We start from the raw sequence: 21,820 nt of genomic DNA, 5'->3' as shown, positions 1-21,820 counted from the left end.
CTCGAAAGTATCTATATTTACACGCCTAAGATAAGAATATTATGGAGAATTCATATCAATATTTTAAACGGGACTTAAGCTGGTTGTCGTTTAACTACCGTGTCTTGCTGGAAGCGGAAGATGATACGCTGCCTATTTATGAGCGTATTAAGTTCCTTTCTATCTATTCCTCGAATCTGGAAGAATTTTATGAGATCCGGGTTGCGGAACATCGGGGGGTAATCATGAAAAAGAATTATTCGGAGGAGAGCGCAGCTGAGGCGGAAGAGACCTTGGCGGCTATCACCCGGGAGGTTAACCGCCAGCAACGGGACTATTACCGTATTTTCTCGGAAAAGATATTGCCGGAATTGAATCGCCAGAATGTTTACTTATACCAGAATGAGAAGCCGGAACCTTTCCATGAAGAGTTTGTCCATAATTTCTTTAATGAGGAGGTTTTCCCATTCCTGTCGCCGGTCATGATTCAAGCCGGTGATATACGTACGTTCATCCGGGATCGTCGGCTTTACCTTGTGATCCGTATGATTAAGCGGAGCAAGCGGATGAATGAGCCGGGCTTCGTACCCGAGTATCATTATGCGTTGATGAAGATTCCTTATGCGAAAGTTCCCCGTTTTATCGAGTTGCCTCCGCATGACGGGAAATATTATATCATGTTTATCGACGACATTATCCGTGCGAATTTACAGAATGTTTTTCCCGGTTATATTATTGATGGCTGTTACAGCATCAAGATTTCCCGGGATGCGGATATTTATTTGGATGATGAGAGCCGGGCGAATATCGTGGAGAATATCCGTAAGAAGGTGAAGAAGCGCAAGATCGGAGCCTTGAGCCGTTTTATGTATGATCAAGCGATGCCGGATGATTTTCTGGCTTTTGTTTGCGATGCCTTTGGTATTACGTCGGAGGACTTGGTGTTAGGTGGACGATATAATAATTTGCAGGACTTGATGAAATTGCCGAATCCGGCAGGAAAGCATTTGGAGCAGCAGCCACCGGTGCCTATGCGTGTGCCTTTCCTCGATGAGATGGGGTCGGTATTCAAGGCCGTGAAGAAGCGGGATATCTTATTGCATTTCCCTTATGAGTCATTCGATTATTTGATCCGCTTTTTGATGGAGGCGGCCTTTGATCCGAAGGTGGATGAGATCAAGATTACCCAGTATCGAGTGGCAGAGAATTCGGCCGTGATTAATACGCTGGTCAGCGCTGCCCAGAATGGTAAGAAAGTGACGGTATTCGTGGAATTGAAAGCCCGTTTCGACGAGGAGAATAATATGAGTACGGCAGAGCGTATGGAGCAGGCCGGTATTCGTATCATTTATAGTATTCCGGGCTTGAAAGTACATGCGAAGGTCGCGGTCATTCTTCGGAAGGATACGTCCGAGGGACTTAAACGGCGTGATTTTGCCTATTTGAGTACCGGTAATTTCAATGAGAAGACGGCCAAGATCTATTCGGATATGGCGTTATTGACTTCGAATACGGAGATTATTACGGATATCAATAAAGTATTCGCTGTTTTGGAAGGGCGTATGAAAGAACCTACTTTCCGCCATTTGTTGGTGGCCCGTTTCAATATGGTCTCGGAATTGACAGGTAGGATTCGGCGGGAGATCGAGCATGTGCGGGAAGGCCGAAAAGGACGGATCATATTAAAGATGAACGGACTGCATGACCAACATATGATCGAGGAACTCTATCATGCGAGTGAGGCGGGGGTAGAGATCGATCTGATTGTTCGGGGGATTTGTTGCCTGGTACCGAACCAACCTTATAGCGCTAACATCCGGGTTACTCGTATCGTGGATATGTTTTTGGAGCATTCACGGGTTTGGTATTTTCTGAATGATGGTCAGGAGGATCTTTTCCTTACCTCGGCTGATTGGATGCGTCGGAATTTGAACCGACGGATCGAGACGGCTTTCCCGATCCTCGATCCGGATCTGAAGAGGGAGATAATCGATATCTTGAATATCCAGCTAAGTGACAACGTGAAAGCTTGTTATTTGGATGGCGAGTTACGTAATAATTTTAAGTGTGATGATAATCCGGTAAAAGTGCGTTCGCAATTGGCTATCTATGATTATTTGAGAAATAAATCCATACGGTAACCGGGATGGGGGAGTTTTGGGGATTTGTTGATTGGGGGGCTGGTTGCTTAGCCTTGAGCGTGGCGGTGGTATTTAGCTTTTTGTTGGGAGTACGTACGGGACGTATCCGGGAGAGAAATGAATCTGTCCGTTCTCGCATTCGGCAGAATAAAGCGAATATGTATCGCTATAAACAACAATTAGCCTCCTATCAAGAGCAAGTCGTACGCTTGGAGCGGGAACGGGATTCTCTGGTCATCCGCTCGGAGGCTTATGACCGGATCGAGACGGAGCTGACGGCCTATCGCCAGAAGATGGAGCAGTTGGAGAGAGAGATCCTTGTTCTTTCCGGCGATAATAACTTATTGGACAATGCTACCGGAAAAGTAGATGTGGATGTACCTAAGCTTTTATGTGCCCTTAAAGATGATCCTCTCCATGTGAATCCAAGTAAAGAGGAATGGGCTGAGATTATTGGTATGACCGATCTTCTGTTTAATAACTTCTTAACCGATCTGAGAAATAAATACAGTATTACCCGCCATGAGCAGGAAATATGTTGCTTGATCAAATGGAATTTCTCCCGAAAGGAGCAACTAGCCGTGTTTAATAATACTCCGGATGCGTTAACCAAATCGAAAGGCCGTTTAAAAAAACGTCTAGGCTTGGATGAAAAGACGGATTTGGATGCCTATGTCCGTTTATTATAAAGCTTAAAGTTATTTTGTTTGTCGTGATTGTCCGGCAATATTATCCGTTTATCTCCCATTGCGTGGTTTATATGTGTGATTATTAGTTGTTTGATGTTCGCTTGTTTTGTCCGGTACCATTTCTTTCCTCTTTACGATCCTTCCTGTACTTTTGCGGTGTGTGATTTAATTTTTAAGAACGAATAATCAGGAATGCTATGAGAACACAAACTGTACTACTATGGATCAGCCTTAGCCTAATGGTGGGGCTTTCCGCTTGTGATTGGACTTCGTCCTCTCCGGTGGCCTCGCTACGGCGGGCTACCGGATGGCCTTTCGAGGTGGTGGTTGTAATGGATCGAGACGCATGGAATGGTGAGGTGGGGGAGTTGCTGCAAGAACAATTGCGAGCGCCGATACCTGCTTTGCCTCAAGCGGAAGCATCTATGCGTGTCACCTATTCGGAGCCATCGGGCTTTTCCGGTTTATTACGATACGTACGAAATATCTTGATCGTATCCGTAGATCCTAACCGGTATACGAAAGCTGGAACAAGAGAGAGTCCCGATGAATGGGCCAGCGGTCAGAATGTTGTGACTCTGTATGCTCCGACTACCGCTGCTTTAACCGAGTTCCTTTTATTAAATGAAGGACGGTTGGTCAACCATTTCAATCGAGTGGAAAGGGAACGTTGGATAGTTGGACTTTCTAAGAGCCATAGCAGTTGGATCAATGAGAAGTTGAAGTCCCGTTTCGGTATCTCGCTGTTCGTGCCGGAAGATATGTCGGCCTATAAGGAAGAGACCGATTTCTTTTGGGGCTCGAATAACGCAAATCGGGGACGGACTGATATCTTGGTATATAGTTTTCCCTATACGGCTCAAGAGGCATTTACCGAAGATTATCTGGTCGCTATGCGTGATTCTGTAGTGAGGCGGAACGTACCGGGCTCTTTCCCGAATTCTTATATGAAGACAGAGAAGCGCTTCGAGCTTTCTTACGAGCCGATCACCTACCGTGGCGAATACCGCGGCGTATTGCGTGGTCTTTGGCGTATGGAAGGAGATAAGATGGGCGGCCCGTTTGTCAGCCATGCCCTGCTCGACAAGAAAAAAGGGCGGGTTATTGTAGCGGAAAGCTTTGTCTATGCCCCGGAATCAAAAAAGGCGAACTTGATCCGCCGGATGGAGGCCGCCTTGTTTACGTTGCGATTCGTGGATTAGGATTGATTCTCTCACGTATATAGGCGTAACCTCATGCGTATATACGCATCGGCCTACACGTACGTAAGTGTGGTCTTATACGTATATACGTGTGGCTTTATGCCTATATAGTGGTCTTATCGTCCTAAAAATAGTTTGATTTCCTCCGGAATATATCCCGTCCGTATACGCCACTCTTGCGGATACAGGTTATTGGCCCGGTTGCCAAGGTTCTTTACAAAACCTAGCGGAAGTCTTTGGTAGCGTACCAACACATATCCTTTATCTATGCCGGAGGGTAAGACGAGCGCCTCTTTCTTTAAGAATTTAATAGCGTCTTCCCATTCCAGTTCCACGGATGGAAATGCGTTGGGAGTTAAGGCAGTACTTAAAGCCAGCTCTTGAGACGGGATAAAGTCTTTCCCTTTCGCTTCTCCTAGGCAAATACCGGCGGAAAGTACCCGTAAAGGCTTGGCATTGATGAGTGAAAATAGATCCGAATGGGCTTTGGGATACGCTCGAAGGAAACTGCCGTTCCATTCGAGAGAAAACGAAGTTTCATCCGAAAGGAACAGACGGGCCTCCTGTGGGATGGACGGAGCGGCTTTTCCCCGCTCTTTTTTCCCTTTGGACTTGACACGAATCTCCTCGATCTCGCCTTCCGCTTTCCGGAGGGCGGCGAGGAAAAAGCCTTCGCCCCGTGTCTTATGCGGGAAGAAGCGGTAAACCGGATGTTCAAACCGGAGGGCGCCGGTGATCTGCCATTCCTCTTGGGTAGGGATAGGCAATGCCTCGGCTCCCAGCTCCTCTATTATATAATGTATGTTCTCCTCATCCTCTTCCGTATTATAGGTACATGTACTGTAGATCAAGATACCTCCGGGTTTCAAGGCGTTCCAGATATCATGGATGATGCGCCGCCCACGGGAGGCGCAAAGCCGTACGTTATCTACGCTCCATTCGCCTGTGCTATCCGTATCTTTCCGGAACATGCCCTCACCGGAACAAGGTACGTCGGTGACGATCACGTCGAACAGATGAGGCAATGCCTCTCCGATCTCCTCCGGGTCATTATTGATAACGATCGTGTCCGGGTGGCCCCATTTAGCGATATTCTCGGCCAATACATAACTCCGGCTGCGGATCACCTCATTGCTCACTAACAGGCTTCCATCCGGCAATAAGCTCGCCAGATGCGTGGACTTGCCACCCGGGGCGGCGCATAAATCCAGGCAACGTACCGGCTCTTTCACGTATGCCTTGATCGCTTGTTCCAGAAACATGGAAGACGCTTCCTGCACGTAATAGGCCCCCGCATGGAATAGAGGATCGAAGGTGAAAGACAACCGTTCCGGCAAATAAAAACCGCTCTCGCACCAAGCGACTGGAGCACCTGCTTTGGGAGCGGGAGTCCCTTTCATCGGGTTGATACGGATACTTACGGGAACATCAGCGCTTAACGCTGCCTCTAAACGATCGAACTCCTCGCCAAGTAAAGCCCGTGTACGGGTAATAAAATCAATAGGAAGTGCCATGATTATTCTGTTAGTTTGCGGCAAAAATACTACTTTCGCGGAAAACAAACAGTATGCGAGCATCTCTTTTCCTTATACCAGTTACCTTGGGCGATACGGAACATCGCCGTGTTTTACCAGAGTACAACCGTGACGTGATCTTATCCATCCGGCATTTTATCGTGGAAAACGTGCGTACGGCACGCCGTTTCTTGAAAAAGGTGGAGCCGGGGATCGTGATCGATGACTTGACATTTTATGAGCTGAATAAACATACCTCCCCGGAACAAGTAGCTGGTTATCTGGCTCCTTTGGCGAAAGGCGAGAGCGTAGGCGTGATCTCGGAGGCGGGTTGTCCGGCGATCGCTGATCCGGGTGCTGACGTAGTAGCTATCGCCCAACGGAAGGATTATCCGGTGGTACCGTTGGTGGGGCCTTCGTCTATCTTGATGTCGGTGATGGGATCGGGCTTTAACGGACAGAGTTTCGCTTTTCACGGTTATCTGCCGATTGATGCTTCCGAGCGAACGAACACGATCAAGAAATTGGAGGGAAGGATCTATTCCGAGCATCAGACGCAATTGTTTATCGAGACTCCTTACCGGAATAATAAACTGGCCGAGGAGTTGATCCGTACGTGCCGTCCGTCTACGAAACTGTGTATCGCCTCGAATATAACCTGTGAGGATGAGTATATCCATACTCGCCCGGTCAAGGAATGGGCGGGTAAAGTTCCCGATCTGAGCAAGAAGCCTACTATTTTCCTAATCTATAAATAAGAGGATTGATATGAGTTATCAAGCGCACGAGACAGCGGTAATCGATGCCGGTTGTGAGATCGGGGAAGGAACCCATATCTGGCATTTTTCCCATATCATGACGGGATGCGTGATTGGCAGGGCGTGTAATATCGGCCAGAATGTAGTCGTATCGCCGGGCGTGGTCTTAGGGAATAACGTGAAGGTACAGAACAATGTGTCTATTTATACGGGGGTGATTTGCGAGGATGATGTGTTCTTGGGGCCTAGTTGCGTGTTTACAAATGTAACCAATCCGCGTAGCGCTATCTCTCGGAAAGACCAGTATAAGGAGACGGTGATTGGCAAGGGGGCCTCGATCGGAGCTAACGCTACGATTATTTGTGGACATACGGTCGGGCGGTATGCCATGATCGGTGCCGGGGCGGTGGTAACGAAGGATGTTCCGGCTTATGCGCTGGTCGTAGGAAATCCATCCCGCCAGATCGGTTGGGTAAGCGAGTACGGCCATCGCCTTGTATTTGACTCCGAAGGATTCGCTACTTGTCCGGAAAGCGGCCAACGTTACCGCCTACACAATCACCAAGTTGTAGAGACGGGGCGTGCCCCGTCTCCCACAGACTGATAATATCTTAAATTACTATTTTGCAGGGATGAGACGGGGCACGCCCCGTCTCTACAATACAGACAATATTAATATTCTATACAAACATGAAAACATCTTTTTTCAAGCAAGGGTTCTTAGCGATAGGGATAGCCTGCTGCATGCAGCTTTCCGCCGTGGAGAATCCTGTAGACTACGTGAATACGTTAGTCGGTACCCAATCCAAGTACGAATTATCTACCGGAAATACCTATCCGGCCACGGCCATGCCTTGGGGTATGAACTTCTGGACTCCCCAGACCGGCGAGATGGGCAACGGCTGGACCTATCGTTACGACGCGGATAAGATCCGGGGATTCAAGCAAACCCATCAACCGAGCCCGTGGATGAACGATTACGGGCAGTTCTCCATTATGCCTACTACCGAAGGCTTGGTCTTCGACGAGGAGAAACGGGCTAGCTGGTTCTCTCACAAAGGGGAAGTAGCTACACCTTATTATTATAAGGTCTATCTGGCCGATCATGACGTGACTACCGAGTTGGTTCCGACGGAACGTGCGGCTAAGTTCCGCTTTACATTCCCGGAAACCAAGAAAGCGTATATCGTCATCGACGCTTTCGATAAAGGCTCTTATATAAAGGTATTGCCTGCGGAACGTAAGATCATCGGTTATTCCACGAAGAACACGGGCGGTGTTCCCCGTAACTTCAAGAATTATTTCGTGATCCAATTCGATAAGCCATTCACGTTCTCCTCTACGGTTAAGAACGGGGCGATCCAGTTGGATGAGTCGGAGGTGAAGACAAACCATGCCGGCGCTATCATCGGTTTTGAGACAAAGGCCGGCGAGGTGGTGCATGCCAATGTGGCTTCTTCTTTCATCAGCACCGAGCAGGCCGAGTTAAACTTGCGTGAGGTGGGAGATACTGGTTTCGATCAGCTAGTGACCAAAGGGAAGGAAATCTGGAACCGGGAATTAGGTAAGATCGAGGTAGAGGATACGAACATCGATAACTTGCGTACTTTCTATTCTTGCTTGTATCGTTCCTTGCTTTTCCCCCGTAGCTTCTATGAGATCGATGCCAAAGGGCAAGTCATGCATTATAGCCCTTATAACGGTGAGGTCTTGCCGGGCTATATGTTTACCGATACCGGTTTCTGGGATACATTCCGCTGTCTTTTCCCCTTCTTGAACCTGATGTATCCGGAGATGAACCAAAAGATGCAGGAAGGTTTGGTGAACGCTTATAAAGAGAGCGGTTTCTTGCCGGAATGGGCAAGTCCGGGCCACCGGGATTGCATGGTCGGCAATAACTCCGCTTCCGTGGTAGCTGACGCTTATATCAAAGGCTTGAGAGGATACGATATCGAGACGCTTTGGGAAGCCTTGAAGCATGACGCGAATAGCCAACTGCCGAGAACGGCTTCCGGTCGTGTCGCTTACGAGGAGTATAATAAACTGGGTTATGTACCGAATAATATCGGTATCGGACAAAACGTGGCTCGTACCTTGGAATATGCTTATAATGACTGGACGATTTATACCTTGGGCAAAAAACTTGGCAAGCCGGCAAGCGAGATCGATATCTTCAAGCAACGGGCTAACAACTATAAGAATGTGTACGACCCAAAATATAAGTTGATGGTCGGACGCTCTGATAAGGGCGAGTTCAATCCGACTTTTAAAGGTACGGACTGGAGCCGTGATTTCTGCGAGGGAAACAGCTGGCATTGGAGTTTCTGTGTTTTCCACGACCCGCAAGGCCTGATCGACTTAATGGGAGGAAAGAAGGAATTCAATCATATGATGGATTCCGTCTTCAAGATGCCTAGTCGTTTGGGTATGGATAGCCGCGGTATGATCCATGAGATGCGTGAGATGCAAGTAATGAACATGGGACAATACGCCCATGGCAACCAACCCATCCAGCATATGGTGTATCTATACAACTATTCCGGCGAGCCTTGGAAAGCCCAATACTGGGTGCGCGAGATCATGCATAAGCTCTATACCGCTGAGGCGGATGGTTATTGCGGCGATGAGGATAACGGACAGACTTCCGCATGGTATGTATTCTCTGCCTTAGGCTTCTATACCGTATGTCCGGGTACCGACCAATATGTATTAGGTACCCCTTTGTTCAAATCCGTAAAACTCCATCTGGATAACGGAAAGCAGGTGTTGATCCAAGCGGACAAGGCTGATCGGGAGAACCGTTACATCAAGGGTATGAAAGTAAACGGCAAGACATATACCCGCAATTTCTTGACACACGAGCAGTTGCTAGGTGGTGCGAAAATTCAATACCAAATGAGCGATACCCCTAATAAACAGCGAGGTACTCAGGATAGTGATCGCCCCTATTCTTTCTCGTTGGAATAAGAAAACCATGATGCCCATTGTAAGCCTGTTACAATAGGCATTCTAAGCACCTTACGATGCCCATTGTAAAGACCTTACGATGGGCATTGTTGTTTCTTGTAGACTACCGCTTAAAATAATAGCGGGCGGGAATTGTTTTTTATTAGTGATTGATTACCTTTGTAGCGACTTATCCGTCTTTCTTAAATCCTTTTATTTGTTAGATGTATGGCAAACTCAAAAGAGATGACGGGGGGAGCTGTATTCCCTCTTCTATTCAGTTTCACGATGCCGTTATTGCTAGGGAACTTACTTCAGCAGACTTATTCTCTGATCGATGCCGCTATCGTTGGTAAATTTCTAGGTATTAATTCGCTGGCTGCCGTAGGAGCCAGTACCTCGGTGATTTTCTTGATTCTGGGATTCTGTAACGGATGTTGCGCCGGTTTTGGCATCCCGGTAGCTCAGAAGTTCGGGGCGAGGGATTATGCGACGATGCGCCGTTACGTGGCGGTGGGGTTGCAATTGGCTACGGTGATGTCCGTGGTGATCGCCGCTGTCTCCGGTTTCTATTGCCGGGATATCTTGCGGGGGATGCAGACACCCGGGAATATCTTCGATGGGGCCTATGATTATTTGTTTGTTACTTTTATCGGTATTCCTTGTACATTCTTCTATAATTTGTTGGCAAGTATCATGCGGGCTTTGGGAGATAGCAAGACTCCGTTCTGGTTCTTGCTGTTCTCTACGGTCTTGAATGTTTTCTTGGATTTATTCTGCATCTTGGGGTTAGGATGGGGCGTGATGGGAGCGGCTATCGCTACGGTTTTCTCGCAAGGGCTTTCCGCCATTCTATGTTATTTATATATGCTTCGGAAATTCCCGATCTTACGGGCTACTTCCTCTGAGGACCGAAGGTTCCATGCCGGGCTGGCCCGTACCTTGTTGGCGATGGGGGTTCCGATGGGATTGCAATTCTCTATTACCGCCATTGGCAGTATCATGTTGCAGAGCGCCAATAACGCCTTGGGCACGGCCTGTGTCGCTGCCTTTACTTCCGCCGCCCGTATCAAGATGTTCTTCATTTGCGCTTTTGAGAGTTTGGGTATCGCCATGGCTACGTATTGCGGACAGAATTATGGGGCGGGAAAGCCAGAGCGTATTTTGCAGGGAATTAAGGTAAGTGCGTTGATGATGCTTACGTATGCCGCCGCTACATGGATGATCTTGATGCTGGGGTCTCGTTGGCTGGCCTTGTTGTTTGTGGCTCCATCTGAGGTCGAGATACTGGACTATACGGAGCAGTTTTTGCATATTTCTTGCTGGTTCTTCCCGGCTGTCGGGCTACTGTGTATCTTGCGTTATGCGATACAAGGGGTAGGTTTCAGCAACCTTGCGATGCTCTCGGGTGTTTCAGAGATGATCGCACGTATCTTGGTGAGCTTGTATGCGGTTCCCGCTTTTGGGTTCTTAGGCGTTTGCTTCGGTGATCCGTTGGCTTGGGTCGCCGCTGACTTATTCTTGATACCTGCGTTTTTGTATGTTTATAAAAAGATAAAGAAAAGATTAGATGATGAGAAAGTATCGGTGTCCGCAGTGTGATATCCCTTCTATGTATGTAAAGAATGCAGACGGGGAACGTCTTTTAGTGTATGTTTACGAGAATGGGGAGGTCGTTCCCAAAGATCCTGCCGCAGATCTGTCCGGATTTGACTTGACAGAGGTATTTTGCCTAGGATGCTCATGGCATGGGGCACCTAGGAAATGCCGGTGATTTTTGTATCTCTATCCTCTCGGAAGTGATAGGATGCGTGAATGCTAGATATTCAGCGTGCAGATAGAGCCGTTCCGCCTTTCGTCCGTAAAGCTCGTCGCCAAGGATGGGGCAATGAAGACCTAGGGGATGGGCGGCGTGTACCCGTAGCTGGTGGGTACGTCCGGTCTGGGGATAAAAGGCGATAAGGGTTTTTCCTGAAGTCCGTTCCAATACCCGGTAGTGCGTGAGGGCAGGTTTCCCGAATTCTTCGCTTACGATTTGTCGGGGTCTGTCCAATGGATCGGGGCATAGCGGGAGACGGATCTCACCCTCATCTTGGGGAACTTCGCCCTCTAATAAGGCGATATACCTTTTCTGGATGGTTCGGTTCTTGAATTGGGCTTGCAGGTTCTGATGCGCTTCTTTGGTCTTGGCGGCGAGTAGTAAGCCAGATGTCGCCATATCCAAGCGATGTACGATAATTGGGCCGGTGGCTTCCGGGTAAAGGATCGATAGCCTTTGATAGACGGAGTCCGCGTCTCCCTTGCCGGGAACGGAGAGCATACCTTCCGGTTTATTGATGACCAACAAATAGTCGTCCTCATAAAGGATATCCAGTTTCGTCTCCCGGTGAGAGTCCGCCAATAACGGATTCTCATCTACCCGCAATCCCTGTAGCATATGATGGAGGATCGGCTCGCATTTTCCTTTGCAAGCCGGATAATAATACCCATGGTGCCGAATCTCCGTCTTGGGAGAATCGCCCCACCAGAACTCTGCCATGGCGATCGGTTCCAACTGATGCTGGTAGGCGTATTGTAAGAGTTTAGGGGCGGCGCACTCACCCGCTCCGGCAGGCGGCGTACCTTGTGAGGTAGGAGCGAACAGTTCGCATAAGTCCTTCACCTCGCCCCGGGCGTTCAGGATTCGGAATTGTTCGAACAACTTGCGTTGCAAGGTCGCCGACCGTCGCTTGCGTTCTTGCTTCAGTTGCTCGATCTCCTGCTCAAGCCGATCCACCTTAGCTTGATCCTCCTCCAGTATAGACCGCAATGATTTCTTGGTTAGCTTGTGAGCGGCTTTCATGTGTTGGCTCTCTTTAATAAGAAGTGCGGTCTCTTCTTCCGTGAGAGGGAATTGCCGAAGTCGGTCGCGCTCCTCTTTCCTCTTTTTCATCAAGTCTTTTGCGGCCTGTAATACGAAATCGCAGTATTCGATCGTGCTTTGTAACCTCGACCGTGCGTCTTCGAGAGCTGGAGAGGCTTGCTGGGTTCGGATACGGGCATTGATCTCATTGATCTGCTCCTCCTCTTGCCGGAAGAAACCATCCGGTTGTAATAGGTCATAGATCGGGGGGACGAAGAAAGGATGTACATTCTTCCCCGCTAGGTTACCGGAGAACGCAGCCAGATAGCCGACCTCTCCGGCGGGAGTACGAACCACCAATACGCCGAACATTTTTCCGGTTTGTAACTCTTCCCGCCATTCGGTTCGTTCTTTCAGGTATGCCTGCGTCTCCTCAGCCGCTATTACGCATAGAGGATGCGGTGTATAGTGAAAAGGATACGTGAATCGTTCCGGTAAGGGGATCGATTGTATCGGTTGGGCAAACGTGTGAAACTTAGATTCCATCATTCATTTTTTAATAGACAATAAGCGTAAACGGCCGGTGCCGTAGGATCTCCCTCTTGATACAATCCCGGACGGGAGATACGATCCCATTGGATCAACGACCGGGTCTCTTTCGCGGAGAGAGCTTCGCCGACGATCTCGTTCCATGCTTGTCCGTCCTTACTCCAGTAGAACGTGCTATGCGTACCGTCGGTCACTTTCATCTGTAGATATAAAGGCGAGGCGGGAAGAGGAAGATCGGCCAATTGATGTTCTTTCCCCTCTAAGATATATTTCAATATCAAACGGTCTCCTGCGCATCCGCAGGTGATTAGGTTATTTGCGTCTCCGTACATCGTGATTCCTTTCCAACTGTCATTCCGGTTTACGATCGCTGTTTCCAACGTGTAATTCGGGGAGGTTGGGCGTAAACAAAGTGCCGCTCCGGTCTTTACGCCGGGTTTCGGTGTTCCGGATAGAGATAGTTTACCGTTCTTGATCTCGGTCTTGACATCCGTGTAAGGATAGTTCCAACTCCATTCGGGACGCAAGGTCGCACCGGTGAAATCATCCGAGAAATCGAATACCGGCACTTGTGCGGACTCGGCAAATGGCATGGGTTGCGTGCGGCTCGCGTATTCCCCGGTTACGAAGTGAGGCCAATGATCCTCACCCATTCTCACCTCTTGCAGGTAAGGTTGGCGACCTTGGTAGAAGCCGCTTCCCGGCTGGTAAGCGTGGCATAGGTAATACATGCGTCCGTCCGGTGTAGTCGTAATCGTTCCGTGACCGATGGAGAGAACCTCCTTGCTTCCGTGCAAGATCGGGTTTCCTAGGTATTTCTCGTAAGGACCTTCCAGCTTCTTCGAGCGAGCCACGGATACGGCGTAATCGCTCTGCGGGCCGCAACAGCCTCTCACGGAGTAGATGATATAGTAATATCCGTCTTTCTTGAACCAATGCTGACCTTCCATACCTTGACGCTCATCGTCACGCAGCAGGCTGAAAGGCTTTCCGTCTAGGCGAAGCCCATCGTCCGTCAACTTACAGGCCAATAACTCTATGGGTTGGTTATCCAATCCATAAGCCTTCCAACTGATGTAAAGTTTGCCTTTATCCTCCAAGATAAATGCGTCTATCGCTTCCTTCCCGAACTCTACCACCGGGCCGTGATCCTTGAACTTGCCCGTAGGTGAATCCGCCACGGCAACACCGATGCACGAGATGTTATCCGATTGCTTCCGGGCCGTATAATAGACATATACCTTCCCTTTATGCTGATACCATTCCGGAGCCCAGAAAGAGGACTTAGTCCATTCCGGCTTCTCGTCGAATACATGTCCGGTTTGCTGCCAGTTCACCAGATCGGTAGAGGTGAAAACCGGATAATAGGGGGCCCATTCCGAGGAGGTGCCGGTGATATAGTAAGTCTGATCGATCCGAATAATGGAAGGATCGGCTACGTCACCGTGGATCACGGGATTGGTAAAATAGGATTCTTGTTGCGCTAGTCCTGTGGCCAAGGAGGCGGCACAGAAGAATAGTGTGAAAATCTTTCTCATGTTTTATCGTATTTTTTTTAAGATGTTCTTACGTACGGTTCGCAAAGAGATTTGTAGTAAATCGGGTTCCGCCAGATCGAGTAGTGTCTTATACTCCTGTAATAGCTCTGGAATGGGACGGCATAACTCATATCCCAGTTTCATGCAAAGCGTTTGCACACCGGGTAATTCCTTCGCTGAAAGCATCCGGTCTAGGCAGAAGTTCAGGAAATCCACCCGTGGGGGATTCGCTTGAGGCTGTCGTAAAAGCAAATTCAATAGAAGACGTCGTTTACCGGGATGCTTGCAGACCAGAATCTCGTTTATCAATTCATCTTGTTTATCGTATAGCCATTTATTCTCATCTGCGGAAAAATGGCTACAGGCCCATAACGCTTGATAACCGATGGTCTCGTCCGGATCGAAGATCAAACCGTATAGTTCCGATTTCCGTTTCTGGCTTCCTTGCACATATCGCAATATCTCATGGATATCCTCTATGTGGATGCGGTCAGATAATCTCTCTCTTAAATCCATTTACAACATTGAATCTTATATCTTTCGATCTTTTATGCCGTAAAGTTATAGTCTTTTTAGCAAACTTTCTCTAATTCTCTTACTTTTGTTCCCATTCGTTTCATCGGCGTATACTTCATCCCATGCGTCACCTGCTCCTCACAGACAGGCTCGAATCCGAGCTTTCTGTAGATGGGGATTGCGTAAGAAGAGGAGTTAACCGTCATTTCTGATACGGGCTGATTTAAGATCGCGGTCTTGAACAATTGTTTACCGATTCCTCTTCTATGATAAGACGGTTTGATAAAGAATAAGGAGATATGTTTTCCCTCGTTTTTTGTCGCGATTACGCCAATTAAAGACTCTCCATCGAAGGCTCCGTAGAAGGTTAATTCATTTACTAGTTGCTTATTATAAATGAAATTCTTGAAAGTTTCCAGCCCCTCTTCATCGAAATCCTTTCTTCCGCATTCGATGAAAACGTCCAGAGATAAGTCTAATGCCTTATCGTATTCATTTGCCGGTAATTGTCGAATTTCCATAGATATGTTATTCTTTTTGATTCTCTTCTAGTTTCTTATCTGCTACCAATTCAAAATGATGCGCATCAATGAATTGTCCGTTTTTGTAACAAGCCTTTCTGAAAATGCCGGTCTTCCTGAATCCAGCTTTTTCTAATACTCGCATGGAGGCCGGATTATATTCGTAGACCGTGGCGAATATACGAATAACCTCCGTATGCGCGAAATAATACTGGATGGCCTCGGTTAACGCATCCGAAACAATTCCTTGATTCCAGTATTTCTCACTAATCCAATAACCCACTTCCGCATTGAAACGCTCTACGTCCGTACCTCTCACAAAACCAATGTTACCAATAGCCTCGCCACCAACCGTAATACAAAAATCCGATATATCTGTTTTCTCCTGCGCTTGTTTGATGAAGAAGCGGGCATTCCCTTTTGTATAAGGATAAGGTAATCCATCCCGGCAGTTATCCCAGATTTTCTTATTGTTCAAATGGAAGGCTAGGGATTCGGTGTCTTGATCTTCCCAGCTCTTGAGCGTATATAAATCCTTTATTACTACAATCATAAGATGTTGTTTTTACGGGATAAGGACGGATTCTCAAGATAATAGCACAGGTGGTCATATATTTGCCCATTATACATTAACTCCGCTTGGTGAAGCAGCCCTTCGTATATAAATCCATTTTTCTGTAATACACGTTGTGAACGTTGATTATGAGGATAGCAATTGGCCGTGATCAAATGTAAACCCATTTGGGTGAATCCGTAATTCAATACGCTCTTCACTGCCTCGCTCATGAAGCCTTGTCCCCAGTATTTCTCATCCAGCCAATATCCCAGCATGCGGGCATGCGGATTCTCCCGCTTTGGATCGGGAATGATGCCAATGGAGCCAATGACTTGTTTTGTCTCTTTTGATACGATAGCCCAAACCCCTTCTTTCCCGATAAAAATGGCATTTAGAACATCGATTGTCTCCTCGATCGTTTCGAGAGGTTTCCATCCTGCGTTATTGCCTAGGTTTGGATTCTTACAGCTCTCAAAAACATCAGGAGCATCGCTTTCGCTGAAAGGACGGAGCACAAGACGGTTGGTTTCTATATTCGATGTTTGTGTCATATACGGATGTTTATTTAGTCGAGATAGATCATTTTCTTGGTCATCCCACCGTCAATCGTAATATTCTCGCCATTAATGAAATCGTTTTCCTCTTGACAGAGAAATAAGCACATACGGGCGATATCCTCCGGCTTGCCCACCCGTCCGGATGGATGTTGAGCATGATCCTCCGGACGAAGCTGGTCGTAATTGTTATTCTGTATCCAACCGGGAGCGATAGAGTTTACCGTGATATGCCATTCCGAGAGCGATAAGGCCAACGCATGCGTCAAAGAATAGATACCTCCTTTAGAGGCGGCGTAACCCTCGCTACCGGGTTCACTCATCAAGTAACGGGTAGAGCAGATGTTGATAATCCTGCCGTATGGATTGGGGGTCTCGAGAGATTGCCGATGGAGCGCTAATCGCCGGGAAGTGATGAACGCGGGACGTAGGTTTATGGATAATATCTTATCAAAATCCTCTACACTCGTTTCCGTGATGGATGAGAACTGGCTGATACCCGCGTTATTGATGATGATATCGATATCGCCCCATTCCTCGATGATCTTTTGCAGGCAATCCTCCAATGCGGTCTTATCGCTAACGTCCACGGGAAAGAATTGAGTTCCGGTTTGTAATGCGGTCTCTTTTCCTGATGCTTCGTTTTTATCACAGAACGCTACTCGATGGCCGGCTCCCCTGAACGTTCTCACGATGGCTTTTCCGATCCCCTCGGCCCCACCGGTAATGAAGACTCTTCTTGTTTTATGGAGTGTCTTCGTATTGTGACTGGTTCTTGTCCCGGAGGTTTTCCGGACTTGATATTGCTCGTATTTTTTTTCCAAATAGTTGTCTGCCATGATCCATTATTAGTTGAAAGAACAAATATAGTGTTTAACTAAATAGGTTGTGCGCTTGTTTATAAGGTAAAGATCATTTAGAATCATGAAAATAGCGATTAGCGGTGCGAGTGGATACATAGGACAGCATCTTACTCTTTTTTTCACGGAAAAGGGTGATGAGGTGGTTCCTTTAGGAAGGAACCTGTTCAAGGAGGAGAATTTCGATGAGCTATGCCATCGTGTGGAATCGTGTGATGTGGTCATTAATCTGGCGGGTGCTTCCATTAATAAGCGCTGGACAAAAGCGTATAAGCAAGAATTATATGATAGTAGAATCCGGACAACCCATCAGTTGGTAAATGCCATAAATACCCGGGATATTCTCCCAAAGTTGTTTATATCAACTTCTGCCGTAGGCTATTATCCCACATCCGGAGAATATGACGAATATAACAATCGGCAAGGTGAGGATTTCTTGGCCCGGTTATGTGGCGCATGGGAAAAGGAAGCGCGGGCGTGTTTGCCGGATGTGCGGCTTGTGATTGCCCGGTTCGGGGTCGTACTCTCGGAGGATGGCGGGGCATTGAGACAGATGCTTCATTTGCAACGTCTCTCCCGGATAGGTGTGGTGATAGGCGATGGCCAACAGAGTTTTCCGTGGATCAGCGTGCATGATTTGTGCCGCTCTTTTGATTTTATGATACAAAATAGTACGTTGAGAGGAGTGGTCAATCTTGTCTCTCCGCAATGCATCACCCAAAAGCAACTGGCATATGCGCTGGCGAGAGCGGATGGAACCCGTTGGGTTATGCCTTTGCCTACATTCATTTTCCGACTGATGTTCGGTGAAGGAGCCTCGTTTGTAACGGAGGGGCAAACGGTTCATCCTACGAAATTATTGGAGTCTGGTTTTACATATGATTATCCGACAATAGAAAAGCTTATGAATATAACAGATCATCGTACCGTGCAGGCACTGGATGTCCGCCGGTATATGGGACGGTGGTATGAGATCGCCCGTTACGAGAATCATTTCGAGAAAGGTATGACGGATGTTACGGCTACTTATACATTGCGATCGGATGGAAGAATCCGTGTGGAAAACGAGGGGTTTAAAGATGGAATCCATAAAAAAGCAGTAGGCCGGGCGAAACAGCCAGAACCAGAAAATAGCCCGGGTAAATTGAAAGTCGCTTTCTTTTTATGGTTCTATTCAGATTATTATATCTTCGAACTCGACGAACATTATCAGTATGTTGTGGTAGGCAGCAGTTCTGACAAGTATCTCTGGATTTTGAGTCGTGATAAATCCTTGCCGGAAGCGGTTATGGAAGATTTGCTTGGCAAGATAATGAAACGAGGATATGATATCTCTAAATTGGTTTATAACAGAATTTGATTACATAGTTTCCAAAATTAGTATTGATAGTAATCTAGGCTACTATCAATACTAATTGCTATTACCCTGTCATTTATTTCAATTGTTTTCCATCGGAAAAGGCATTTCCTACCTTTTCGCCCACTCTCAAATAGTCGTTGTTGAATGGATCAAAGATGATGGGAGCGGCTTTAGCTACATTCACCTTGCCGTTCTCATCAAGTACACGCTCGTCAACACTGACATTTACGATCTCGCCACGGAGTATGCAAGTATCCGGATCGTAATCTTTCAATTTACATTCGATAGCCACGGCCAATTCGTCGATCAACGGAGCATCTACGAAGTCTGATTTTGTAGCGTGAAATCCTGCTTTGGCAAACTTGTCGGTAACTTTATTGCCCGACACGATGCCTACATAATCACAAGCCACGACATGATCGGCATCTGCCATGCTTACCGTGAAAGCTCTACGCTTCAGGATATTCTTAACTGTCTTGTGACCGGCGCTAAGACACATGCTGATCTCATTCATCTCACTGATACCGCCCCAAGCGGCGTTCATCGCATCGGGAGTTCCATCTTCTCCATACGTGGCGATAATAAATACGGGTTGCGGATAGCTCAAAGGCTTCGCACCAAAATTCTTTCTCATAATCATTTATTTTTTAGTCCAATTCTTGATATCTTCTTCTGTCGCTCCGTTCATCAACTTCCCTTTTTGCCAGTTCACATCCGGATAGGCTTTCCGCAATTCACTCTCTGCGTTCGAGATATTGCTGCTGCCTGATGTGGCGAATGGGATAACGGTTTTGCCCGAGAGATCGTATTTCTCCAAAAAGGTGTTGATGAGTCTTGGAGCTTGATTCCACCAGATGGGAAATCCTAGGTAAACGGTGTCATACTCCGCTAGGTTCTTCAAATCATCGATAAAGGCCGGTCGTGATGTCGGATCGTCCATCTCTACGCTGCTGCGTGAGGATTTATCCCGCCAGTTCAGATCGGCGGAGGTATAGCTTTTCTCAGGTTGGATCTTGTGAAGATCACCGCTGACAATAGACGCGACTTGTTGGGCCGCTTTTTCAGTATTTCCCGTTGCCGAGAAGTAAGCCACTAAAACTTTTGTCCCTTCGGCAGCCTTTTGCGCATAAGAGGCGATACATACCATTGAGACCATGACCATGAATAATACGATTCGTTTCATACTTCTTGAATTTTTGTTGTTTTTATATTCATTACGAGAATGCTATGTATTTATGGCGATAAAGATAGGAGAGAAAAATGAAACAGTTTGTACCCAAATTACTGATATATCTGATATTTTTGGCGATACGATCCTTATCTTTGTAAGGCGATTAACAAAAAGAAGGAAGTATCATGCTTGCGTACACTTATATTGAACAAGGGAAATTTGAATTGCGGGAGAAACCGATACCGGAAATAAAGGATTCACGGGACGCTATCGTACGAGTGACTTTGGGTAGCATTTGTTCTAGCGATCTTCATATTAAACACGGTAGCGTACCACGTGCGGTACCCGGAATAACCGTTGGGCATGAGATGGTTGGTGTGGTGGAAAAGGTGGGTGCCGATGTTACTGCAGTCAAGCCGGGTGACAGGGTGACCGTGAATGTCGAGACCTTTTGCGGAGAGTGTTTCTTCTGCCGGCGTGGATATGTCAATAATTGTACCGATCCCAATGGCGGTTGGGCGTTGGGCTGTCGTATCGATGGGGGGCAGGCGGAGTATGTCCGGGTTCCTTATGCGGATCGAGGCTTGAATCGTATCCCAGATACGGTCAGTGATGAGCAGGCTTTGCTGGTCGGTGATGTGTTAGCGACAGGTTTTTGGGCTGCCCGCATCTCGGAGGTCTCAGAGGAGGATACGGTTCTCATTATTGGCGCTGGTCCTACGGGGATCTGTACTTTGTTGTGCGTGTTGTTGAAGAAGCCACGACGTATTATTGTTTGCGAGAAGTCTCCGGAAAGGGCCCGGTTCGTTCGTCAGCGTTATCCAGAAGTCTTGGTGACAGATCCCAAAAACTGTAAGGAATTTGTTCTTCGTAACAGCGATCATGGCGGTGCGGATGTCGTATTGGAGGTCGCGGGGAGTGAGGATACCTTCCGCTTGGCATGGGATTGTGCCCGTCCGAACGCCATTGTCACCATCGTAGCCCTCTATGATAAACCTCAGCTTCTTCCTTTGCCAGACATGTATGGCAAGAACTTGACGTTCAAGACTGGTGGGGTGGATGGCTGCGATTGCGCCGAGATTCTTAACCTAATAGAAGAAGGTAAGATAGACACGACGCCTCTTATTACCCATAAGTTTCCATTGAACGAGATTGAGGAGGCTTACCGTATCTTCGAAAACAGGTTGGATGGGGTTATAAAGGTGGCGATTGAGGGGAATCTCATCAAACCTGTCTTTGTTTTGCCGCATACACTTTGATTCTCTCCTCGCAACATTGTCGTGTGATATCCCGGAGCAGTTCTACTTTGGGGATAAGCGCCTCGATATCTTCTTTAGTGACGCGGAAGTGTAAATTATAACGAGCCTGAACGTATGCGTCCTGCAGCAAATCGAAAAGTCGTTTTTCTTCTTCCGTATCCCGGGGAAAGGCTTCGGATGACTCTAGGGAATGCGTTTTGGCTCTGCCGGATAACGTTATTAGGCTATGCTCTTTGGGACTATACAATGTAAAAGTCAAGATTATGCTGTTGTAATAATTCTCACAAGCTTGATGCAAATGAAAAGAACATATTTTATATCTCTCGTCGTTTTTGTCATACATTGCATTTCGTAAAAAATCATTCGCACGTTCAAACCTGTCGTTGTAATACTCCTCCGCCAACTCTTTTATCTCCCGATAGTTCAGTTTACGACGGCGGGCCAACTTATAACGGCCGCTGTTGTAAAGCATGATACCTTCTCGCTTGATATCGGTATAGAAATATCGGTTTTTATCGATGGCTTTATTCAAGTCGTCGATGCTTTCGTCTATAAATTGTACGGTGGTGGATGCGTATCTGTTCTTCCCTTTGTAGTAATTATCGGTGGCCTTGCTCAAGATGTGATTGATAATATATCTTTGGAAACGGGTATTGGTAACTACCAAAATATCATAATCGCTCATAAAACAGGTGCGGATACCGTATTCGATGCGTTGGTCGTAGTCAACGTATGTATTCCGGGCATAACTTCCGTAGAGAATGATCATCTCGCAATCGGGAAGTACTTCCAGTACGCACTCTACAATTCTTCTGAGGTCATCCCGTTTTTGTTCGGGAAGGTAATTGATGGATGTTTTCATTCT

The 21,820-nt window shown here is 47.3% G+C and carries 21 protein-coding genes; 10 read left to right on the top strand and 11 right to left on the bottom strand.

The features are described from left to right. The first annotated feature begins 41 nt into the window (after positions 1-41). The 3 genes from BDI_RS10940 (at position 42) to BDI_RS10930 (ending at position 4,011) form a co-directional block, all read left to right on the top strand. Positions 42-2,120, top strand: a complete 2,079-nt coding sequence (locus BDI_RS10940; protein ID WP_005854272.1) for an RNA degradosome polyphosphate kinase — start codon at positions 42-44, stop codon at positions 2,118-2,120. A gap of 5 nt (positions 2,121-2,125) precedes the next feature. Beyond that, entirely contained in the window at positions 2,126-2,809 is a 684-nt protein-coding gene (locus BDI_RS10935) for a hypothetical protein (RefSeq protein ID WP_005854273.1), read from the top strand. Between the two features lie 197 nt (positions 2,810-3,006). Beyond that, positions 3,007-4,011 carry a DUF4837 family protein gene (locus BDI_RS10930; protein ID WP_005854274.1) on the top strand — a complete coding sequence of 335 codons (1,005 nt, stop codon included), beginning with the start codon at positions 3,007-3,009 and terminating at the stop codon, positions 4,009-4,011. A 116-nt stretch (positions 4,012-4,127) separates the two neighbouring features. Here BDI_RS10930 and BDI_RS10925 read toward each other — a convergent pair whose 3' ends face one another. Beyond that, positions 4,128-5,525: a methyltransferase RsmF C-terminal domain-like protein gene (locus BDI_RS10925; RefSeq protein ID WP_011966748.1), complete on the bottom strand. Its 1,398-nt coding sequence runs from the start codon at positions 5,523-5,525 to the stop codon at positions 4,128-4,130. A gap of 53 nt (positions 5,526-5,578) precedes the next feature. Between BDI_RS10925 and BDI_RS10920 the strand changes: the two genes are divergently transcribed. The 5 genes from BDI_RS10920 (at position 5,579) to BDI_RS20300 (ending at position 11,003) form a co-directional block, all read left to right on the top strand. Beyond that, positions 5,579-6,283, top strand: coding sequence for an SAM-dependent methyltransferase (locus tag BDI_RS10920; protein ID WP_005854278.1), 705 nt, complete (start codon positions 5,579-5,581; stop codon positions 6,281-6,283). Positions 6,284-6,293: 10 nt separating this feature from the next. Further along, the gene (locus BDI_RS10915; protein ID WP_005854280.1) at positions 6,294-6,887 is read left to right on the top strand and encodes an acyltransferase; all 594 of its coding nucleotides are present in this window, start codon (positions 6,294-6,296) and stop codon (positions 6,885-6,887) included. An 86-nt stretch (positions 6,888-6,973) separates the two neighbouring features. Continuing rightward, complete coding sequence (locus tag BDI_RS10910) at positions 6,974-9,250, top strand: GH92 family glycosyl hydrolase (protein WP_011966747.1); 2,277 nt, start codon at positions 6,974-6,976, stop codon at positions 9,248-9,250. 207 nt (positions 9,251-9,457) lie between these two features. Beyond that, positions 9,458-10,831: an MATE family efflux transporter gene (locus BDI_RS10905; RefSeq protein WP_011966746.1), complete on the top strand. Its 1,374-nt coding sequence runs from the start codon at positions 9,458-9,460 to the stop codon at positions 10,829-10,831. Next, positions 10,800-11,003, top strand: a complete 204-nt coding sequence (locus BDI_RS20300; protein WP_008773647.1) for a hypothetical protein — start codon at positions 10,800-10,802, stop codon at positions 11,001-11,003. Before BDI_RS10905 ends, BDI_RS20300 begins: the two co-directional genes overlap by 32 nt. On the opposite strand, the gene BDI_RS10900 is transcribed toward BDI_RS20300, so the two are convergent. The 7 genes from BDI_RS10900 to BDI_RS10870 are packed head-to-tail and all read right to left on the bottom strand — an operon-like array spanning position 10,971 to position 17,144. Further along, on the bottom strand, positions 10,971-12,617 hold the full coding sequence (locus BDI_RS10900) for an RluA family pseudouridine synthase (protein ID WP_041525671.1): 1,647 nt from the start codon (positions 12,615-12,617) through the stop codon (positions 10,971-10,973). The genes BDI_RS20300 and BDI_RS10900 overlap by 33 nt on opposite strands. Then, positions 12,617-14,158, bottom strand: coding sequence for a family 43 glycosylhydrolase (locus tag BDI_RS10895; RefSeq protein ID WP_011966744.1), 1,542 nt, complete (start codon positions 14,156-14,158; stop codon positions 12,617-12,619). The genes BDI_RS10900 and BDI_RS10895 overlap by 1 nt, the downstream gene beginning before the upstream one ends. A gap of 3 nt (positions 14,159-14,161) precedes the next feature. Continuing rightward, complete coding sequence (locus BDI_RS10890; protein ID WP_005854295.1) at positions 14,162-14,674, bottom strand: hypothetical protein; 513 nt, start codon at positions 14,672-14,674, stop codon at positions 14,162-14,164. Positions 14,675-14,730: 56 nt separating this feature from the next. Then, positions 14,731-15,195 carry a GNAT family N-acetyltransferase gene (locus BDI_RS10885; protein ID WP_005854297.1) on the bottom strand — a complete coding sequence of 155 codons (465 nt, stop codon included), beginning with the start codon at positions 15,193-15,195 and terminating at the stop codon, positions 14,731-14,733. A gap of 7 nt (positions 15,196-15,202) precedes the next feature. Continuing rightward, positions 15,203-15,748 carry a GNAT family N-acetyltransferase gene (locus tag BDI_RS10880; protein WP_005854299.1) on the bottom strand — a complete coding sequence of 182 codons (546 nt, stop codon included), beginning with the start codon at positions 15,746-15,748 and terminating at the stop codon, positions 15,203-15,205. After that, complete coding sequence (locus tag BDI_RS10875; protein ID WP_005854301.1) at positions 15,745-16,302, bottom strand: GNAT family N-acetyltransferase; 558 nt, start codon at positions 16,300-16,302, stop codon at positions 15,745-15,747. Before BDI_RS10875 ends, BDI_RS10880 begins: the two co-directional genes overlap by 4 nt. A 14-nt stretch (positions 16,303-16,316) precedes the next feature. After that, positions 16,317-17,144 (bottom strand): SDR family NAD(P)-dependent oxidoreductase, encoded by an 828-nt coding sequence (locus tag BDI_RS10870; RefSeq protein ID WP_005854308.1) that lies wholly within the window; start codon positions 17,142-17,144, stop codon positions 16,317-16,319. Between the two features lie 85 nt (positions 17,145-17,229). On the opposite strand from BDI_RS10870, the gene BDI_RS10865 reads away from it, so the two are divergent. Further along, positions 17,230-18,525, top strand: coding sequence for a TIGR01777 family oxidoreductase (locus tag BDI_RS10865; RefSeq protein WP_005854310.1), 1,296 nt, complete (start codon positions 17,230-17,232; stop codon positions 18,523-18,525). A gap of 73 nt (positions 18,526-18,598) precedes the next feature. Here the strand turns inward: BDI_RS10865 and BDI_RS10860 are convergent, their stop codons facing one another. Then, positions 18,599-19,159 (bottom strand): flavin reductase family protein, encoded by a 561-nt coding sequence (locus tag BDI_RS10860; protein WP_005854312.1) that lies wholly within the window; start codon positions 19,157-19,159, stop codon positions 18,599-18,601. Between the two features lie 6 nt (positions 19,160-19,165). Further along, the gene (locus BDI_RS10855; protein WP_011966743.1) at positions 19,166-19,708 is read right to left on the bottom strand and encodes a flavodoxin; all 543 of its coding nucleotides are present in this window, start codon (positions 19,706-19,708) and stop codon (positions 19,166-19,168) included. A gap of 173 nt (positions 19,709-19,881) precedes the next feature. On the opposite strand from BDI_RS10855, the gene BDI_RS10850 reads away from it, so the two are divergent. Then, a complete protein-coding gene (locus tag BDI_RS10850; protein ID WP_011966742.1) occupies positions 19,882-20,955 on the top strand; it encodes an alcohol dehydrogenase in 1,074 nt (357 codons plus the stop codon). Here the strand turns inward: BDI_RS10850 and BDI_RS10845 are convergent. Next, positions 20,921-21,817, bottom strand: coding sequence for a HEPN domain-containing protein (locus tag BDI_RS10845; RefSeq protein WP_011966741.1), 897 nt, complete (start codon positions 21,815-21,817; stop codon positions 20,921-20,923). The genes BDI_RS10850 and BDI_RS10845 overlap by 35 nt on opposite strands. Positions 21,818-21,820: the final 3 nt, after the last annotated feature.

The sequence above is a fragment of the Parabacteroides distasonis ATCC 8503 genome (genome assembly GCF_000012845.1).
GTDB classification, from domain to species: Bacteria; Bacteroidota; Bacteroidia; order Bacteroidales; family Tannerellaceae; genus Parabacteroides; species Parabacteroides distasonis.
Note: the sequence above shows the minus strand (reverse complement) of the source record. Positions and strands in the feature narration are given on the sequence as shown.

What these genes read in the sequence shown, in the direction of transcription:
- BDI_RS10845 (WP_011966741.1), bottom strand. Translation starts at nt 21,817, where the DNA reads ATGAAAACATCCATCAATTACCTTCCCGAACAAAAACGGGATGACCTC.
- BDI_RS10940 (WP_005854272.1), top strand. Translation starts at nt 42, where the DNA reads ATGGAGAATTCATATCAATATTTTAAACGGGACTTAAGCTGGTTGTCG.
- BDI_RS10895 (WP_011966744.1), bottom strand. Translation starts at nt 14,158, where the DNA reads ATGAGAAAGATTTTCACACTATTCTTCTGTGCCGCCTCCTTGGCCACA.
- BDI_RS10930 (WP_005854274.1), top strand. Translation starts at nt 3,007, where the DNA reads ATGAGAACACAAACTGTACTACTATGGATCAGCCTTAGCCTAATGGTG.
- BDI_RS10850 (WP_011966742.1), top strand. Translation starts at nt 19,882, where the DNA reads ATGCTTGCGTACACTTATATTGAACAAGGGAAATTTGAATTGCGGGAG.
- BDI_RS10865 (WP_005854310.1), top strand. Translation starts at nt 17,230, where the DNA reads ATGAAAATAGCGATTAGCGGTGCGAGTGGATACATAGGACAGCATCTT.
- BDI_RS10885 (WP_005854297.1), bottom strand. Translation starts at nt 15,195, where the DNA reads ATGGAAATTCGACAATTACCGGCAAATGAATACGATAAGGCATTAGAC.
- BDI_RS10905 (WP_011966746.1), top strand. Translation starts at nt 9,458, where the DNA reads ATGGCAAACTCAAAAGAGATGACGGGGGGAGCTGTATTCCCTCTTCTA.
- BDI_RS10900 (WP_041525671.1), bottom strand. Translation starts at nt 12,617, where the DNA reads ATGGAATCTAAGTTTCACACGTTTGCCCAACCGATACAATCGATCCCC.
- BDI_RS10915 (WP_005854280.1), top strand. Translation starts at nt 6,294, where the DNA reads ATGAGTTATCAAGCGCACGAGACAGCGGTAATCGATGCCGGTTGTGAG.
- BDI_RS10855 (WP_011966743.1), bottom strand. Translation starts at nt 19,708, where the DNA reads ATGAAACGAATCGTATTATTCATGGTCATGGTCTCAATGGTATGTATC.
- BDI_RS10890 (WP_005854295.1), bottom strand. Translation starts at nt 14,674, where the DNA reads ATGGATTTAAGAGAGAGATTATCTGACCGCATCCACATAGAGGATATC.
- BDI_RS20300 (WP_008773647.1), top strand. Translation starts at nt 10,800, where the DNA reads ATGATGAGAAAGTATCGGTGTCCGCAGTGTGATATCCCTTCTATGTAT.
- BDI_RS10880 (WP_005854299.1), bottom strand. Translation starts at nt 15,748, where the DNA reads ATGATTGTAGTAATAAAGGATTTATATACGCTCAAGAGCTGGGAAGAT.
- BDI_RS10870 (WP_005854308.1), bottom strand. Translation starts at nt 17,144, where the DNA reads ATGGCAGACAACTATTTGGAAAAAAAATACGAGCAATATCAAGTCCGG.
- BDI_RS10920 (WP_005854278.1), top strand. Translation starts at nt 5,579, where the DNA reads ATGCGAGCATCTCTTTTCCTTATACCAGTTACCTTGGGCGATACGGAA.
- BDI_RS10860 (WP_005854312.1), bottom strand. Translation starts at nt 19,159, where the DNA reads ATGAGAAAGAATTTTGGTGCGAAGCCTTTGAGCTATCCGCAACCCGTA.
- BDI_RS10910 (WP_011966747.1), top strand. Translation starts at nt 6,974, where the DNA reads ATGAAAACATCTTTTTTCAAGCAAGGGTTCTTAGCGATAGGGATAGCC.
- BDI_RS10935 (WP_005854273.1), top strand. Translation starts at nt 2,126, where the DNA reads ATGGGGGAGTTTTGGGGATTTGTTGATTGGGGGGCTGGTTGCTTAGCC.
- BDI_RS10925 (WP_011966748.1), bottom strand. Translation starts at nt 5,525, where the DNA reads ATGGCACTTCCTATTGATTTTATTACCCGTACACGGGCTTTACTTGGC.
- BDI_RS10875 (WP_005854301.1), bottom strand. Translation starts at nt 16,302, where the DNA reads ATGACACAAACATCGAATATAGAAACCAACCGTCTTGTGCTCCGTCCT.